The sequence below is a fragment of the Halorubrum kocurii JCM 14978 genome (assembly GCF_000337355.1).
Classification (GTDB): Archaea; Halobacteriota; Halobacteria; order Halobacteriales; family Haloferacaceae; genus Halorubrum; species Halorubrum kocurii.
Genome location: NZ_AOJH01000027.1, coordinates 58,143 through 72,232, shown reverse-complemented (window position 1 = coordinate 72,232; position 14,090 = coordinate 58,143). Strand labels below are relative to the sequence as shown.

The window sequence follows — 14,090 nt, the reverse complement described above, 5'->3', positions numbered from 1 at the left end:
CAGCGCTACCGCCCGTCCCGGTCCGCGCCGTAACCCACCGCCTCGGCGTCCGCGAGCGCGCGCTCCGCTGCCGCGTCGAGGTCGAACGCGTCGCCGGCGACGACCTCGCCGTCGCGGATCACCGGCTCCATGAGCGACTCGGCCCCGTCGGGGCCCGAGCGGTCCGATAGCCCGACCGCGTGCGCCCCGTCCGCGGTGCGGTACACGTCCTTCGCGCCGGAGAGCTTGCCGCGTTTGGCGGCCGGCGCCCCCTCGACGGCCACCAAGTCGAGCGCGAAGTCGACCGGGTCGGCGTTCGAGACGTAGCCGCCGACGCCGAAGCCGTCGACCGCGTCGCGCAGCTCGCGCAGGTCGGCGGGACCGAGCCCGCCGGAGACGTACACGTCGACGTCGTCGCGGCCGCGGACGTCTAACTCCCACTGCACCTCTCGGACGATGTGTCTGAAGTCGCCGCGCCGCGAGCCGGTGGTGTCGAGCCGCACGCCGTCGAGCCGGTCGCCGAGCGCCGCCGCCGCGCGCAACACCTCGTCGACCTCGTCGGAGTAGGTGTCACACAGGGCGATCCGCGGGACCGACTCGTCGACGGCCTCGTCGAAGGCGCGCCACGCCGCCTCCTGCTCGCCGCGACCGAAGCAGATGGCGAGCGCGTGCGGCATCGTCCCGGACGCCTCTCGGCCGATCAGGTCGCCGGCGGCGACGTGCGAGAACCCGTCGAGCCCGGCCACGAGCGCCGAGCGCTCGACCGCCGCGGTCATCGACGGGTGGACGTGGCGCGCGCCGAAGGAGAGCAGCTGCGAGTCCGGCGCCGCGACCCGGCAGTCGAGCCCCGCGGTCGCGATCCCGGAGGCGTGCGAGAGGAAGCCCAGAAGCGAGGTCTCCAGCCGCGCGAACGCGAGGTACGGCCCCTCGATCCGCATCACCGGGCCGCCGTCGAACAGGCGCCCCTCCGGGATCGCGTCGACGTCGACGTCGCGGTCCTCCAAGAGCGCGACCGCGTCCTTCAGCCCGGCGAACAGCTCGAAGTCGCCGTCGGGGAACTGGTCGGCGGTGACCTCGGCGACGACGCGGGGGTTCCGCCCCGCGTGCTCCAAGGCCGCTTCGGTCCGCTCGAAGTACGCGTCGGTCGCCCGGCCGTCGCGGATCGCGGCCGCGTCGACGATGTCGAACTCTGTCATACCCGTCGGTTCGGCCGCGGGGGAGGAAAAGCCACCCGGGTCGAGCGGGCGCGGGGCGCCGGCCGGTTCCGACCGGTCAGCGCCGGACGCGGCCCGCCAAAAGCGTCATCGCCGCGAGCAGGCCGACGACCGCGGCGAGCGGACCGAACCCGGGCACCCCGTCGTCGGTGGCGGCGTCGGGGCCGGCGGAGCCGTCGGAGTCTGTTCCGCTCTCCCCGTCGGAGTCGTTCCCGTCGCCGGACCCGTCCGCGTCGTCGGAGCCGTTCCCGTCGGTCCCGTCGTCGCCGTCAGTCCCGTTCGCGTCGTCGCCGGCGTCGGCCGAGGGGAGGTCGAGGTCGGCGTCGGGCCGGAGTTCGAGCACGTCGACGGGCTCCGGTCCGTGCGCGATCGTCACCGTGGTCCCGTCCCGCTCGACGCCGTAGGCTCCGCGGAAGTCGCCGTCTTCGACCTCGTACACCTCGCCGGCGGCGTAGTCGTCGCCGCCGTGGGCGGTCAGCATCCGCAGGTACGTCTCGCGGAACTCGGTCGCGTCCGCGGTCGTCTGCCACTCGGTCACCCAGACGTAACCGTCCTCGACCTCGGTCGCGTCGTCGCCGTCTCCGGCCGTGTCGTTCCCGTCCGCGGTGTCGTTCCCGTCGTTCCGGTACGGGTACAGCTCGTCGCCCGCCCAGCCGTCGGTCGACTCGTGGGCGTAGTTGTAGTTCGGACGAGTCCGGAGCTCCTCGTCCGGCTGCGTGTGGATTTGGACGTTCTCCCGGACCGTCGCGTCCGGGTCCAACACGGCGTGGCGGTACTCGTAGCTCTGGTACCAGAACATCACGAACATCGACGCCTCGCCGGCGGTGTCGGCGCCGTCGACGCCCTGGTCCGGGTACGTCTCCCAGCCGTCGGTCGCCGTGTCCTCGAAGGCGACCTCACTCGTCTCGTAGTCGGGGTCGCGGTGGATCACCTCCGAGGTCGCGGTCGGCGGGTCGTTCATCGTCTCGTTGACGGCGCTCCACCCCCCTTCGTCGACGAGCTCCTCGGCGTAGAGCGCGCCGTCGGAGTAGGGCTGAAGCACGGTCTGGAGGATCCCGAAGTTGTAGTCCGGGGCCGACCCGCCGCCGCCGGAGTCGGGCGGGCCGAGGCAGCTCCAGTTGGCTGCGCAGCGCGCGTCGTACCGCTCCTCGACGTGGACCGCCTCTCCTTCGATGATCCCGTCGACCGCCAGGTCGGCGTCCTGCGTGGCGCCGACGTACCGGGGGCTCGTGAGGTCGTGATACTGGTCTTGCATCGCGTGCGTCAGCTCGTGTGCCAGCGTCGACGGGTCGATCTGCGGGTCCTCACCCTCCGGGACGACGAGGACGATCTGTCCCTCGTTCGGCGAGTAGAACCCGGTGACTGCGCCGCCGAAGACGCCGTCGATCGCGTCGGACGCGTTCTCGTCCTCGCCGACGACGAACAGCGCCTTCCACACCTGATCGTTCCAGCGCTGGTACTCCGCGTCCGAGCCGCCCGCGCCCCCGCCCGCGGACCCGTTCGTGAACTCTGAGCGCGTGACGGTCTCGACCGGCACGTCCTCGCGGAAGGGACGCTCCCGGACGTGCTCGACCCGGGCCATCGTCAGGTGGGTCAGCGCTTCCAGCTCCGACTCGGTCAGCCCGTCCGTCTGGTTGAACGGGAGCTCGTCCTCGTAGTGGGTCCCGTTCCAGCAGCCGACGATGTCGGTCCCGGCGCCGGCGTCGCACTCGGCGGCGGTGGCGCTGGCCGGTGCGTCTCCCGGGATCGCGGCCATCGGCCCGACGGCGACGGCTCCGCCGACGCCGATCGACAGGAGAGCGATCGCGGCCGCGACGAACGAGAGGGTGAGAACCCGTCGCATAGGTTCGATTACGGCCGACCCGATAAGTAGTTTGTCGGTGGGTGCTCGGACGGCACGACGACGGTGGTCTGTGCGGACGGCGGAACGACGGTGGTCTGTGCGGACGGCGGAACGACGGTGGTCTGTGCGGACGGCGGAACGACGGTGGTCTGTGCGGACGGCGCGACGACGGCGGCCGGCGCGGCCGCGAGAACCGCCGGTGGTTTTTGAGCCCGCGCGTCCAACGCTCGCGCATGCCGTACGACCCGACCGAGACCGCGGTGATCGTCGTCGACATGCAGAACGGGTTCTGTCACCCCGACGGGAGCCTCTACGCCGAGCCGAGCGAGGCGGCCGTCGAGCCCGTGACGGCGCTGGTCGACCGCGCCCGGGACGCCGGCGCGAGCGTCGTGTACACCCGGGACGTCCACCCGCCGGAGCAGTTCGACGGAGCGCACTACTACGACGAGTTCGACCGGTGGGGCGAACACGTCGTCGAGGGGTCGTGGGACGCCGAGCTCGTCGGCGAGCTCGACGTGCGCGACGAGGACCACGTCGTCGAGAAGCACACGTACGACGCCTTCTATCAGACCGACCTGGAGGGCCACCTCGACGCGCACGGGGTCCGCGACCTCCTGATCTGCGGGACGCTCGCGAACGTCTGCGTGCTCCACACCGCCGGCAGCGCCGGCCTCCGCGACTACCGCCCTGTCGTCGTCGAGGACGCGCTCGGGTACATCACCGAGGAGCACCGCGAGTACGCGGTCGAGCACGCCGACTGGCTGTTCGGCGAGACGGCGACTCGCGAGTCGATCGCGTTCGGAGGCGCGTGAGGGGGGACCGGGAGGCGAGTCGACCTCGCCCGGTGCCGTTATCAACCGCGTGAATCGGCGTGTAACCCTTTTTACCACCGACGGAGACCGTCGCGTATGGAACTCTCTCGACGCGGCATGCTCGGCGGGGTCGGGGCCGCGCTCGCGGTCGGGGGCGTCGGGTTCGTCGGCGCCGCCTCGGTGACCGACGACGACGCCGTCGACGGCGGAGCCGATCCCGACGAGGGCGCGCTCGGCGGGGACGCGCTCGGCGGAGACGCGGCCGGCGATGACGAAGACGATCAGACCGGGTCCGTCCCGGTCGACCCGGACGCCCCGTTCGAGGCGCGGCTGCTCCGCGACGGTGACGACGACCGCAGGCTCTTCGGCGCCGGCGATCTCGACCGCGTGCAGGGCGTGATCGCCGAGGAGGGCGAGCACCTCGTGTACGTGTCGCTCGGCGACGCCGGGATCGACGCGTTACAGACGGGGCTGGCGGACGCCGGCGCGGCGGACGACCCGGAGGGGTTCGCGGTGTCGATGACGCTCGACGGGAGCGAGGTCAGGCGAGTCGAACTGGACGAAGCGACGGTGTCGGCGCTGACCGACGAGGAGTGGGGCGGCGTGTTGACGCTCCCGTTCGGCGAGGCACCGGTCGCGGAGTCGGTGTACGACTCGCTGGCCGACGCCTGATCGACGGGCCGACGCCTGATCGACGGGCGGGACAGCACCGTGTCGCCCGCAGTGGCACAGAGGACAGCGGTTATGACGGTCGGGTCCGTTCGAGCCGGTATGAGCGACGCCGAGGAGGGCGGAGACGGGGTCGAGGGGGAGCCGACGAGCGACCCCGGCGGGCGGCCCTGTCCCCTGTGTGAGACGCCCATGTACCACCGCCACTGCAAGTACGTCTGCCCGGCGCACGGAGTCGTCTACGACTGCTCGGACACCTTCTACTGACGCCTCGGCGCCTCGATCCCCGAACACCGAACCACGCTGTGCGAACTGTTATGTTCTTGTGGTGCGATCTGTATGTTATGATCGGCGACCCGCTCTCGATCCTCCCTGCCGACTACCAGAGGTCAGCATGGTAGAGCAGACGCAGGTTGCCCAGGGGAAGCGGATCCAGCGCCGGACCGGGAAGACGTTCCACGTCGCGACCCGGCTGCTTCCGGAGCGGATCCGGCACCCGACCTACGTGCTGTACGGCTTCTTCCGAATCGCGGACGAGGTCGTCGACGCCGAGGACACCGCGCCCCCCGACGAACAGCGGGCGGAGCTCGACCGGCTCCGCCGGGCCGCGCTGGGCGAGGAGGAGACCGACGACCCGGTGTTGGAGGCGTTCGCCGCGGTGCGCGAGGAACACGGCATCCCGGACGAGGACGTGCACGCGTTCGTCGACGCGATGGCGTCCGACATCGACACGGACCGCTACGAGACCTACGAGGAGCTGGAGACGTACATGGACGGCTCCGCAGCCGCCGTCGGCCGGATGATGACCGCGATCATGGAGCTCGACGGGGAGGCCGAGGCGAAGGCGCTCCCCCACGCGACGAAGCTCGGCGAGGCGTTCCAGATGACGAACTTCATCCGGGACGTGCGCGAGGACGTGGTCGAGCGCGGCCGGGTGTACCTCCCGCTGGAGACGCTCCGGCGACACGGCGTGAGCGAGGAGCAGATCCTGGAGCTGGAGTTCGACGACGACGTGGCGGCAGCGGTCCGCGAGGAGCTCGCCCGGACCGAGCGCCTCTACGAGGAGGGCGTCGCGGGGATCAAGTACCTCCCCGAGGACTGCCAGCTCGCGGTGTTGCTCGCGGCGGTGCTGTACGCGGACCACCACCGGCTGATCCGGGATCTGGGGTACGACACGGTGTCGACGACGCCGGAGCTGTCGTTCGTCCGCAAGATCTCGCTGCTCGTCCGGACCCGCTGGAAGTGGCAGTGGAACAGGGACCCCGAGACGGTGTTCTACGAGATGTGCGGCGGCTTCGACTCCGCGCACGAACACCGCGAGCGCGGACCGCACGGGCCGGGCGTCGCCCAGTCGGACTGACCCGGAGGCGCCGTGAACAGGTCCCGGTTCGTCGGCCTCGCGCTCGCCGCGTTCGGGCTCGTCTTCCTCTCGTTCGTCGTCCGCGGGACGACCCGGCTGATCGCGCCCTACGAGGTCGCCGTGGCGCTGTCGGCGCCGATCCTCTTCGTCGCCGCCGCACTGTTGGTCGGGCTGGTCGCGCTCGCGACGCTGGACGTGACCGGGATCCGATCGCTGGAGTGAGGTGGTCGCAACCACTGCGGGATCAGCGGCGGTCGATCACGGGAGCCGGCATGCCGGGACGACTGATCGGCTGTTTATAACTGATCGAGTGGTGTTACTGTCGGCTGTTTATCCGTGACTCGGCTGAGGATGGGGGGCGTTTGACCGCCCCACAAGACACCCACGCCGATGCTGAAACCCAGCAAGGGACGCGTGGAACGAATGCGTCTTGAAACCGCAGGGCCGCTCTCGGCCTGAAATCCCGTGGTGGGATTCCCGCGTCTTCAGGCGCGGGAGGAGGTCAATGCTGGCCCTGCGGAGAACGGCTCCAAAGCCCCAGTCGCTCGGTACTACGCGAACAGTGACCCGACGGAGAACGGCTCCAAAGCCCCGGTCGCTCGGTACTACGCGAACGGTGACCCGACGGTGAACGGCTCCAAAGCCCCAGTCGCTCGGTACTACGCGAACAGTGACCCGACGGTGAACGGCTCCAAAGCCCCAGTCGCGACGGCTCGCGCGCTTTGCTGCGCTCCTCACTCGATCGCTAGCGCTCCCTCGCTGCGGTGCTTGCTGCAGCGTGCTTCGCCCTCGCGACTGCCCCTTCGAGTCCCACCCCGCACGGCACCGCAGCCTCACACCTCCCCAGCCTCGCGGCTCACGGCTCGCGGCTTCGCCGCTCGCGTTCGCCGCGTCCCTCGCACCGTCGGTGAGCGGCCGAGCGGCCGCTCACCGGGGCGCGCCACCGCGTCGTTTTTTTATAAGCGATCGTCGCGCTCGCTCGAACGTATTTAAATACCGTCTCTGAGGCGATCGGAGCCGACCGCCGGAGTGAGAGTCGGAACGCCCTTTTGACCGCGGCTCCGATGGCGGGTATGGACGTACGAACCGTCGCCGACCTCTCGCCGGCCGAGCGCCGCTCCTTCTTCGAGCGCGACGCGGGCGTCGACGCGGTCCGCGACGACGTGAGCGAGATCGTCGACCGGGTGCGCGAGGAGGGGGACGTGGCGCTGCGGGAGTTCTCCGAGGAGTTCGACGGCGTGGCCGTCGGCAACATCGACATCACCGACGACGCGGAGCGCGCGCACGCCGAGCTCGACGACGCGGGCGACCCGGTCCTCGATGCGATCCGCGAGGCGGCCGCGAACGTCCGCGAGTTCCACGAGCGACAGCGCCCTGAGGACTGGCGCGACGAGTTCGGCGACCGCGAGCTGGGCCGGCGGTTCCGCCCCATCGACCGAGCGGGGGTGTACGTGCCCGGCGGCGCGGCGGCGTACCCCTCCAGCGCGCTGATGGGCGTGATCCCGGCGACCGTGGCGGGCGTCGGCCACGTCGCGGTCGCGACGCCGCCGGCCGAGGACCTGAATCCGGTCACGCTCGCCGCGATCCACGAGGCCGGCGCCGACGCGGTGTACCAGGTCGGCGGCGCGCAGGCGATCGCCGCGCTCGCGTACGGCACGGAGACCGTGACGAACGCGCAGAAGATCGTGGGGCCAGGTAACAAGTGGGTCACCGCCGCGAAGGCGGTCGTGCAGGGCGACGCGGAGATCGACTTCCTCGCGGGGCCGAGCGAGGTGCTCGTGCTCGCCGACGAGACCGCGGACCCAGACTTGGTCGCCGCGGACCTCGTCGCGCAGGCCGAACACGACCCGAACGCCTCCGTGGTCGCCGTCACCGCCGACGCCGACCTCGCCGCGGCGGTCGCGGATGCGGTCGACGAGCAGGCCGCGAACCGCGAGCGCGAGGAGACGATCCGGGCCGCGCTCGACAACGAGGCCTCCGGGGTCCTCCGCGCCAGGTCGATGCCCGAGGCGGTGCTGTTCGCCGAGGAATACGCGGCCGAACACCTCTCGATCGTCGCCGCCGACGACGAGGCCCTCCTCAACCGGATCTCCAACGCCGGCTCGGTGTTCCTCGGGCCGTACTCGCCGGTCGCCGCCGGCGACTACGCGACGGGGACGAACCACGTGTTACCGACGAACGGCGGCGCGAAGCGCTACGGCGGGCTCTCCGTCGACACATTCCTCCGGTCGTCGACGGTCCAGCGGCTCGACCGCGACGCGCTCGACGGCCTCTCCGACACGATCACGACACTCGCAGAGGCCGAGGGGCTGGAGGCGCACGCCGAGAGCGTCCGGAAGCGATTTAAATAGGGCACTTCGGTGCGGCTCGCTTCCCGCGAGCGGTACGGACCGGTTCGGAGCGGTATATATCGATCCGGAACGCGGCGGAGCGGTCCCTCCCTCACCGTACCAGTGTGGAGACGTTGAGACGGCCATATACGAGTCATAGCAGGCTTCTTACACCGAAAATAGGCACGTACAACTGGAATGGTGAAAGACACCGGCGGACGGAGGGAGACGAGTTCCAGACGGAAGTTCATCCTGGCCGGCGGCGCGGTCGGAATCGCCGGGTTGGCGGGCTGTACCGGCGGGAGCGACGGGGGCGGCGAGGCCGGGGCGGGCCTCGATTCGGGCGGCGACGGCGATGACGGCGGCGACGGCGGCGACGGCGGCGACAGCGGATCGAGCGACCCGATGCTCACGGACGCCTCGGAGTTCGATCCCGCCGAGCCCAACTGGGAGGAGAACAACTACCTGATGACGGCGGTCTCGGAGAACGACTACTTCCAGGGGAGCCAGACGGACCTGGAGAACATGCGGAACCAGGACGTCGAGGAGATAGCTCACGGCAGCCCGCCACGGGAGCTGCCCGACGACGAGAGCGAGTGGGTCGACCCCGACCCGCTCATTTTCGTGGACAAGCCCGGCGAGTCCGGCCAGACGCAGTACCAGGATACCATCCAGCCGCTGCTGGACCGGCTTGAGGAGACGACGGGCCGGACGGTCGAGTGGCAGCCCGTCGACTCCAACGCGGCGACGGTCGAGTCGTTCCGGGCGGGGCGCGGACATCTTGGCGATATCTCGACCGGAACGTCCGCCTTCGGGGTCAACCTCGGCGGCGTCGTTCCGTTCGCGGTCCCGATAAGTCCCTCCGGACAGTTCGGCTACCGGCTGCTGGCGATCACCCGCGACGACGAGCACGACATCCAGTCCGTCAACGACTTCGCGCGTGACGATGTCACAGTCACGCACTCCGAGCCGGCGTCGAACTCCGGTAACCAGGCGCCGTCGGCGCTTTTCGACCAGTCCTTCGACGTGACGGCCGGAGAGGACTACGAGAGGGAGTTCTCGGGCGGCCACGACCAGACCGCCCGCGGCATCGCGGCCGGCGACTACGACGCCGGACCGATCTGTAGCACCTGCGTCGACGACCTCGTCCAGTCGACAGAGGACATCGAATACGACGACTTCAAGCTGGTCTGGGCGAGCAACCCGTTCCCGCCGGGTCCGATGGTTCACCGATACGACCTCCACCCGGACATCGTCGAAGGGATCAAGGAGGCGACCATCGGGACCGACTGGACGGACACCGAGTACGCCGAAAACACCGGTGAGGCCGAGTACGTCGAAATCGACTACAAGAACGTCTTCAACGACATCCTGATCATCCAGCGGTACAACGGCGTCGAGTACGAGAGCGGGAACCTGTAACAATGCTCGAAACGGAGAACCTCGGAAAAACGTACCCGACCGGCGACGAGGCGCTTCGCGACGTGTCTGTGCGGATTGACGGCCGCGAGGTCGTCGCGATGATCGGTCCGAGCGGGGCCGGCAAAAGCACGTTTGTCCGGTGTATCAACCGGCTAGTCGAGCCAACGACAGGGAGCATTCGCCTCGACGACACGGAGCTGACCGCGCTGGACGACGACGAGCTGCGGGACGCACGGCGGAACATCGGGATGGTGTTCCAGGAGTACAACCTCGTCGAGCGGCTCACCGTGATGGAGAACGTGCTCTCGGGGCGGCTCGGCTACGTCTCGAACTGGGCCGCGCTCCGGCGGAACTTTCCGCCGGAGGACGTCGAGCGTGCCTACGAGCTACTGGAGCTCGTCGGCCTCAACGGCATGGAGGACAAACGGGTCGACGAACTCTCGGGCGGGCAGCGCCAGCGGGTCGGCATCGCAAGGGCGGTCGTTCAGGAGCCGAAGATCCTGTTGGCCGACGAACCGACCTCCAGCCTCGACCCCGAGACCTCCCGCGACGTGATGGAGCTGCTCACTGACATCGCCGACGACCGAGACGTGCCCGTGCTGATCAACATCCACGAAGTCGACCTCGCGGAGGCGTACGCGGACCGAATCCTCGGGCTCCACGCCGGCGAGCTCGTCTTCGACGGGTCGGCGAGCAACCTCACCGACGAGTCGAAGGGCGTCATCTACCGCGGCGAGGAGCCGCCGGAGTCGACCGCGACGGACCCGGACTGGCTGTCGGGTCCGGACGACGAGTCGAGCGCGCGGAACGGGCAGGACGCCGGTTCCGACCGCCTGCCCGCGGAGGACTGACCCGTGGCGACCGAGTCATCCTCGCCGACGGGGTCGACGGGCGCGGCCGACCGGCGGACGTGGCGGCGCCCGACAGCGTTCCGGAACCGGTACACGAAGTGGGCGGTGTACGGGGCCGTCCTCGCGCTGATCGCGTGGTCGGTCGCGAGCCTCCGGATCACGCCCGGCCGCTTCCTCTCCGGAATCGGGTACGGCTACGAGCTGATCGACTCGATGCTGCCACCCGAGACCGGCAGCGAATACACGCTCAGGCTGTTTGACCGCATGATCGAGACGATCGCGATGGCGATGGTCGCGACCGTCGCCGGGATCGCGATCAGCCTCCCGGTGGCGTTCGGGGCGGCCGAGAACATCTCGCCGAAGCCGACCTACTACCTCAGTCGCGGTACCATCAGCGCCACGCGCGCCATCGACGGACTGATCGTCGCGATCATCGCCGTCATCGCGCTCGGGTTCGGCCCGCTCGCGGGGATCGTCGCGATCAGTTTCAAAACGATTGGCTTCTTTTCGAAGCTGTTCGCCGAGGACTTGGAGGACATCGACATGGGAGGTGTCGAGGCAGTCCGGGCGACCGGCGCCTCTCGGTTCCAGAGCCTCGTCTACGGGGTCGTCCCGCAGGTCGTTCCGCGCTTCGCCGGACTCGCCGTGTACCGCTGGGACATCAACATCCGGTCGTCGACGATCGTCGGGATCGTCGGCGCCGGTGGGATCGGCGTCCTCCTCCAGCGAGCCTACCAACGGTACGAGTACGACTACGTGGCGGCGATCCTCGTCGCGATCATCGCCGTGGTCTTGGTCGCCGAGTTCGTGAGCGCCGTCGTCAGACGGAGGGTCCAGTGATGGCGGGCGCCACGCGCGAGTGGAGCCGGTTCGACGCGCGAGAGCGGCTCTTCCGGATCGGCGGTGTCCTCGTCGCCGTCGCCGTCGTGGTCGGCTCGTGGGAGTGGCTCGACATGAGCCTCCAGTACGTGACCACCGCGCCGGCGCAGGTCGGCGACCTCTTCGGGCGGATGGTCCCGCCGGACTGGGGGTACCTGCCGAACGCGGTCGGCCCGCTCGCCGAGACGATACAGATCGCCGTCGTCGGGACGATCGCGGCGGTGGCGATGGCGGCCCCGGTCGCGTACATCACCGCCGAGAACACGACGCCGAACCGCGCGACGTACGCGCTCGGGAAGTTCATCGTCACCGTCTCGCGGTCGGTCCACACCATCGTCTGGGCGCTGCTGTTCGTCGTGATGTTCGGGCCGGGCGCGCTCGCGGGCACCGTCGCGACCGCGGTCCGGTCGATCGGGTTCCTCGCGAAGCTCCTCGGCGAGGAGATCGAGGAGATCGACTTCGGGCAGGTGGAGGGGGTCCGGGCGACCGGTGCGAGCCCCGCCCAGCTGCTCGTCTACGGGATCGTCCCTCAGATCAAGCCCGCCTTGGTCGGGCTCAGCGTGTACCGCTGGGACATCAACGTCCGCGCGGCAACGATCCTCGGGTTCGTCGGCGCCGGCGGGATCGGCGTCCAGCTGTTCGAGGCGATCGACTCGTTCGCGTGGCGGACGGTGTCGGCGCTGCTGATCGCCATCCTCGGCGTCGTGCTGGTGAGCGAAGGAGTGTCGGCGTACGCCCGACGGAAAGTGCGCTGATGCCGACCGCGAGGCGGATCGACCCGCGAACCGACGACAAAACGGAACCACACATGACAGCGATTCACGATACAGACGACCGGACCGACCGAGCGACCGATGGAGTCGTCCTCTTCGACATGGACGGCGTGGTCCTCGACGGCTGGGGGACCGACGACGCCGTTCACAGTCGCGCGCTCGACGACGTGCTCGAGGAACGGGACCTGCGGGTGACCGGCGACCTCCGGCGCCCGCTGGAGACGTACGAGTACGACGACGACTTCCGAGGCGCCTGTGAGGAGCTCGGCGTCGATCCCAGGACCCTGTTCCGGGCCCGCGAGGAGCGCAGCGCGAAGCGCTCCGTCGCCCGGCTCGCGGCCGGGACGAGACGGCTCTGTCCGGACGTCGACGCGATCGGCGAGCTCGCGGAACGCGTCCCCGTCGGGCTCGTGAGCAACAATTACCACCCGACCGTTGAGTTCGTCGTCGACCACTTCCGGCTCGACGCGTTCTCGTTCGTCCGCGGCCGCGACCTCGGCCCGGACGGGTTCCGCCGCCGCAAGCCGGACCCGCACTACCTGAACGAGGCGCTCGACGCGCTCGACGCGACCACCGGGCTCTACGTCGGCGACCGCGCCACCGACGTGATCGCCGCCGAACGGGCCGGACTCGACGGCGTGTTCCTCAGGCGTGAGCACAACGCCGCTCTCGATCTCGACGTCGACCCGACCATCGAGATCGACACCCTCCACGACCTCGTCGGCCTCGTCGAGACGACACCGTGACCCGGTGAGCAACGCGTCCCCGCAGAAACGGTTATCTCACACAGCGGCGTCTCGAAGGCATGATACCGGCGCTGTCCGCGTTGTTCGAGGGGTTCTCGGCGGTCGAGGCGACCGTCGCCGTCCTCGCGGTCTCGATCGTCGCCGCCGTGGGGATGGAGTTCGTCGTCCTGCGGGTGGCCCGCCGGGTCGTCTCGACCACCGACTCCGCGTACGACGACATCGTCATCTCCTCGCTGCGCGCCCCGCTCGTCGTCACCGCCGCGCTCGCCGGCGTGTTCGTGCTCACGCAGGTCCCGGCGATCCGGTCGGCCGTCCTCGTGGACCCGCAGCTGCTCGACGACATCTTCGGCCGGCCGTCGCTGTCCGTGATCGTCCTCGTGTGGGCGTACGCCGCGAACAGCGTCGTGAACCGGCTCGTCGCGGCCGTCAACGAGGAGGGCGGCCGGTTCGACTTCGCGCCCGTCTTCTCGAACGTCTGGACGCTCGCGGTGCTCGTCGGTAGCGTCGGGACCCTGCTGTGGCTGTGGGGCATCGAGATCACCCCCCTTCTGGGCGCCGCGGGGGTCGCCGGCATCGCGGTCGGGTTCGCCGCGAAGGACACGGTCGCGAACTTCTTCGGCGGCATCGCGCTGTACTTCGACGACACCTACAAGATCGGCGACTTCATCGTCCTCGACGACGGCACCGCGGGGACCGTGATCAAGGTGGGCGTGCGCTCGACGACGCTGCTCACCCGCGACGAGGTGCTCGTGACGGTCCCCAACGCGGCGCTCAACGCCGCGAAGGTGACGAACGAGTCCGCGCCGCAGCGCCGCCGCCGCGTCCGGGTGCCGATCGGCGTCGCCTACGGGACCGACATCGACGCGTTCGAGGCGCTCGCGATCGAGGTCCTGCTCTCGGAGCCGCTGGTCCTCGACTCGCCGAAGCCGCGGGCCCGGCTCCGGTCGTTCGGGGACTCGGCGCTCCAGTACGAGCTGCTCTGCTGGGTCAACGGACCGACGCGTCGCCGGCGCGCGCAGCACAAGCTCAACCGCGCGCTGTACAAGGCGCTGTCAGACGCGGACATCGAGATCCCGTACCCGAAACGCGACCTGACGGTCACTGCGACCGGCGACGCGGAGTTCGGACCGACGACGGAACGGTCGTCGCCCCGACCCGCCGGCGACGCGGAGACCGCGGACGGACCCGTTGCCGACCGGACGGCGTGAACGG

Annotated in this window: 14 protein-coding genes; 12 read left to right on the top strand and 2 right to left on the bottom strand. The window is 69.9% G+C overall.

The window, feature by feature from the left end; all coding sequences use genetic code 11:
* Positions 1 to 5: 5 nt before the first annotated feature.
* Together C468_RS03240 and C468_RS03235 are read right to left on the bottom strand one after the other, a co-directional pair.
* Positions 6 to 1,175 carry a nicotinate phosphoribosyltransferase gene (locus C468_RS03240; protein WP_008847448.1) on the bottom strand — a complete coding sequence of 390 codons (1,170 nt, stop codon included), beginning with the start codon at positions 1,173 to 1,175 and terminating at the stop codon, positions 6 to 8.
* Positions 1,176 to 1,251: 76 nt separating this feature from the next.
* On the bottom strand, positions 1,252 to 3,036 hold the full coding sequence (locus C468_RS03235; protein WP_008847447.1) for an Hvo_1808 family surface protein: 1,785 nt from the start codon (positions 3,034 to 3,036) through the stop codon (positions 1,252 to 1,254).
* A gap of 233 nt (positions 3,037 to 3,269) precedes the next feature.
* On the opposite strand from C468_RS03235, the gene C468_RS03230 reads away from it, so the two are divergent.
* The 12 genes from C468_RS03230 (at position 3,270) to C468_RS03180 (ending at position 14,086) form a co-directional block, all read left to right on the top strand.
* Positions 3,270 to 3,848, top strand: coding sequence for a cysteine hydrolase family protein (locus C468_RS03230; RefSeq protein WP_008847446.1), 579 nt, complete (start codon positions 3,270 to 3,272; stop codon positions 3,846 to 3,848).
* A 96-nt stretch (positions 3,849 to 3,944) separates the two neighbouring features.
* Positions 3,945 to 4,520 (top strand): hypothetical protein, encoded by a 576-nt coding sequence (locus tag C468_RS03225; RefSeq protein ID WP_008847445.1) that lies wholly within the window; start codon positions 3,945 to 3,947, stop codon positions 4,518 to 4,520.
* Positions 4,521 to 4,694: 174 nt separating this feature from the next.
* On the top strand, positions 4,695 to 4,784 hold the full coding sequence (locus tag C468_RS19310) for an HVO_2523 family zinc finger protein (RefSeq protein ID WP_394295468.1): 90 nt from the start codon (positions 4,695 to 4,697) through the stop codon (positions 4,782 to 4,784).
* Positions 4,785 to 4,911: 127 nt separating this feature from the next.
* A complete protein-coding gene (locus tag C468_RS03220; protein ID WP_008847443.1) occupies positions 4,912 to 5,877 on the top strand; it encodes a phytoene/squalene synthase family protein in 966 nt (321 codons plus the stop codon).
* A 12-nt stretch (positions 5,878 to 5,889) separates the two neighbouring features.
* Positions 5,890 to 6,099 carry a hypothetical protein gene (locus C468_RS03215; RefSeq protein ID WP_008847442.1) on the top strand — a complete coding sequence of 70 codons (210 nt, stop codon included), beginning with the start codon at positions 5,890 to 5,892 and terminating at the stop codon, positions 6,097 to 6,099.
* Between the two features lie 851 nt (positions 6,100 to 6,950).
* Positions 6,951 to 8,228, top strand: coding sequence for a histidinol dehydrogenase (gene hisD / locus C468_RS03210; RefSeq protein WP_008847441.1), 1,278 nt, complete (start codon positions 6,951 to 6,953; stop codon positions 8,226 to 8,228).
* 177 nt (positions 8,229 to 8,405) lie between these two features.
* A complete protein-coding gene (phnD, locus tag C468_RS03205; protein ID WP_008847440.1) occupies positions 8,406 to 9,629 on the top strand; it encodes a phosphate/phosphite/phosphonate ABC transporter substrate-binding protein in 1,224 nt (407 codons plus the stop codon).
* Positions 9,630 to 9,631: 2 nt separating this feature from the next.
* Entirely contained in the window at positions 9,632 to 10,480 is an 849-nt protein-coding gene (gene phnC / locus C468_RS03200) for a phosphonate ABC transporter ATP-binding protein (protein WP_008847439.1), read from the top strand.
* A gap of 3 nt (positions 10,481 to 10,483) precedes the next feature.
* Positions 10,484 to 11,320: a phosphonate ABC transporter, permease protein PhnE gene (gene phnE / locus C468_RS03195; protein WP_008847438.1), complete on the top strand. Its 837-nt coding sequence runs from the start codon at positions 10,484 to 10,486 to the stop codon at positions 11,318 to 11,320.
* Positions 11,320 to 12,114 (top strand): phosphonate ABC transporter, permease protein PhnE, encoded by a 795-nt coding sequence (phnE, locus tag C468_RS03190; RefSeq protein ID WP_008847437.1) that lies wholly within the window; start codon positions 11,320 to 11,322, stop codon positions 12,112 to 12,114. Before phnE (C468_RS03195) ends, phnE (C468_RS03190) begins: the two co-directional genes overlap by 1 nt.
* A gap of 53 nt (positions 12,115 to 12,167) precedes the next feature.
* Entirely contained in the window at positions 12,168 to 12,878 is a 711-nt protein-coding gene (locus C468_RS03185) for an HAD family hydrolase (RefSeq protein WP_049911973.1), read from the top strand.
* 59 nt (positions 12,879 to 12,937) lie between these two features.
* A complete protein-coding gene (locus C468_RS03180; RefSeq protein ID WP_008847435.1) occupies positions 12,938 to 14,086 on the top strand; it encodes a mechanosensitive ion channel family protein in 1,149 nt (382 codons plus the stop codon).
* Positions 14,087 to 14,090: the final 4 nt, after the last annotated feature.

What these genes read in the sequence shown, in the direction of transcription:
- C468_RS03240 (WP_008847448.1), bottom strand. Translation starts at nt 1,175, where the DNA reads ATGACAGAGTTCGACATCGTCGACGCGGCCGCGATCCGCGACGGCCGG.
- C468_RS03235 (WP_008847447.1), bottom strand. Translation starts at nt 3,036, where the DNA reads ATGCGACGGGTTCTCACCCTCTCGTTCGTCGCGGCCGCGATCGCTCTC.
- C468_RS03230 (WP_008847446.1), top strand. Translation starts at nt 3,270, where the DNA reads ATGCCGTACGACCCGACCGAGACCGCGGTGATCGTCGTCGACATGCAG.
- C468_RS03225 (WP_008847445.1), top strand. Translation starts at nt 3,945, where the DNA reads ATGGAACTCTCTCGACGCGGCATGCTCGGCGGGGTCGGGGCCGCGCTC.
- C468_RS03220 (WP_008847443.1), top strand. Translation starts at nt 4,912, where the DNA reads ATGGTAGAGCAGACGCAGGTTGCCCAGGGGAAGCGGATCCAGCGCCGG.
- hisD (WP_008847441.1), top strand. Translation starts at nt 6,951, where the DNA reads ATGGACGTACGAACCGTCGCCGACCTCTCGCCGGCCGAGCGCCGCTCC.
- phnD (WP_008847440.1), top strand. Translation starts at nt 8,406, where the DNA reads ATGGTGAAAGACACCGGCGGACGGAGGGAGACGAGTTCCAGACGGAAG.
- phnC (WP_008847439.1), top strand. Translation starts at nt 9,632, where the DNA reads ATGCTCGAAACGGAGAACCTCGGAAAAACGTACCCGACCGGCGACGAG.
- phnE (WP_008847437.1), top strand. Translation starts at nt 11,320, where the DNA reads ATGGCGGGCGCCACGCGCGAGTGGAGCCGGTTCGACGCGCGAGAGCGG.
- C468_RS03185 (WP_049911973.1), top strand. Translation starts at nt 12,168, where the DNA reads ATGACAGCGATTCACGATACAGACGACCGGACCGACCGAGCGACCGAT.
- C468_RS03180 (WP_008847435.1), top strand. Translation starts at nt 12,938, where the DNA reads ATGATACCGGCGCTGTCCGCGTTGTTCGAGGGGTTCTCGGCGGTCGAG.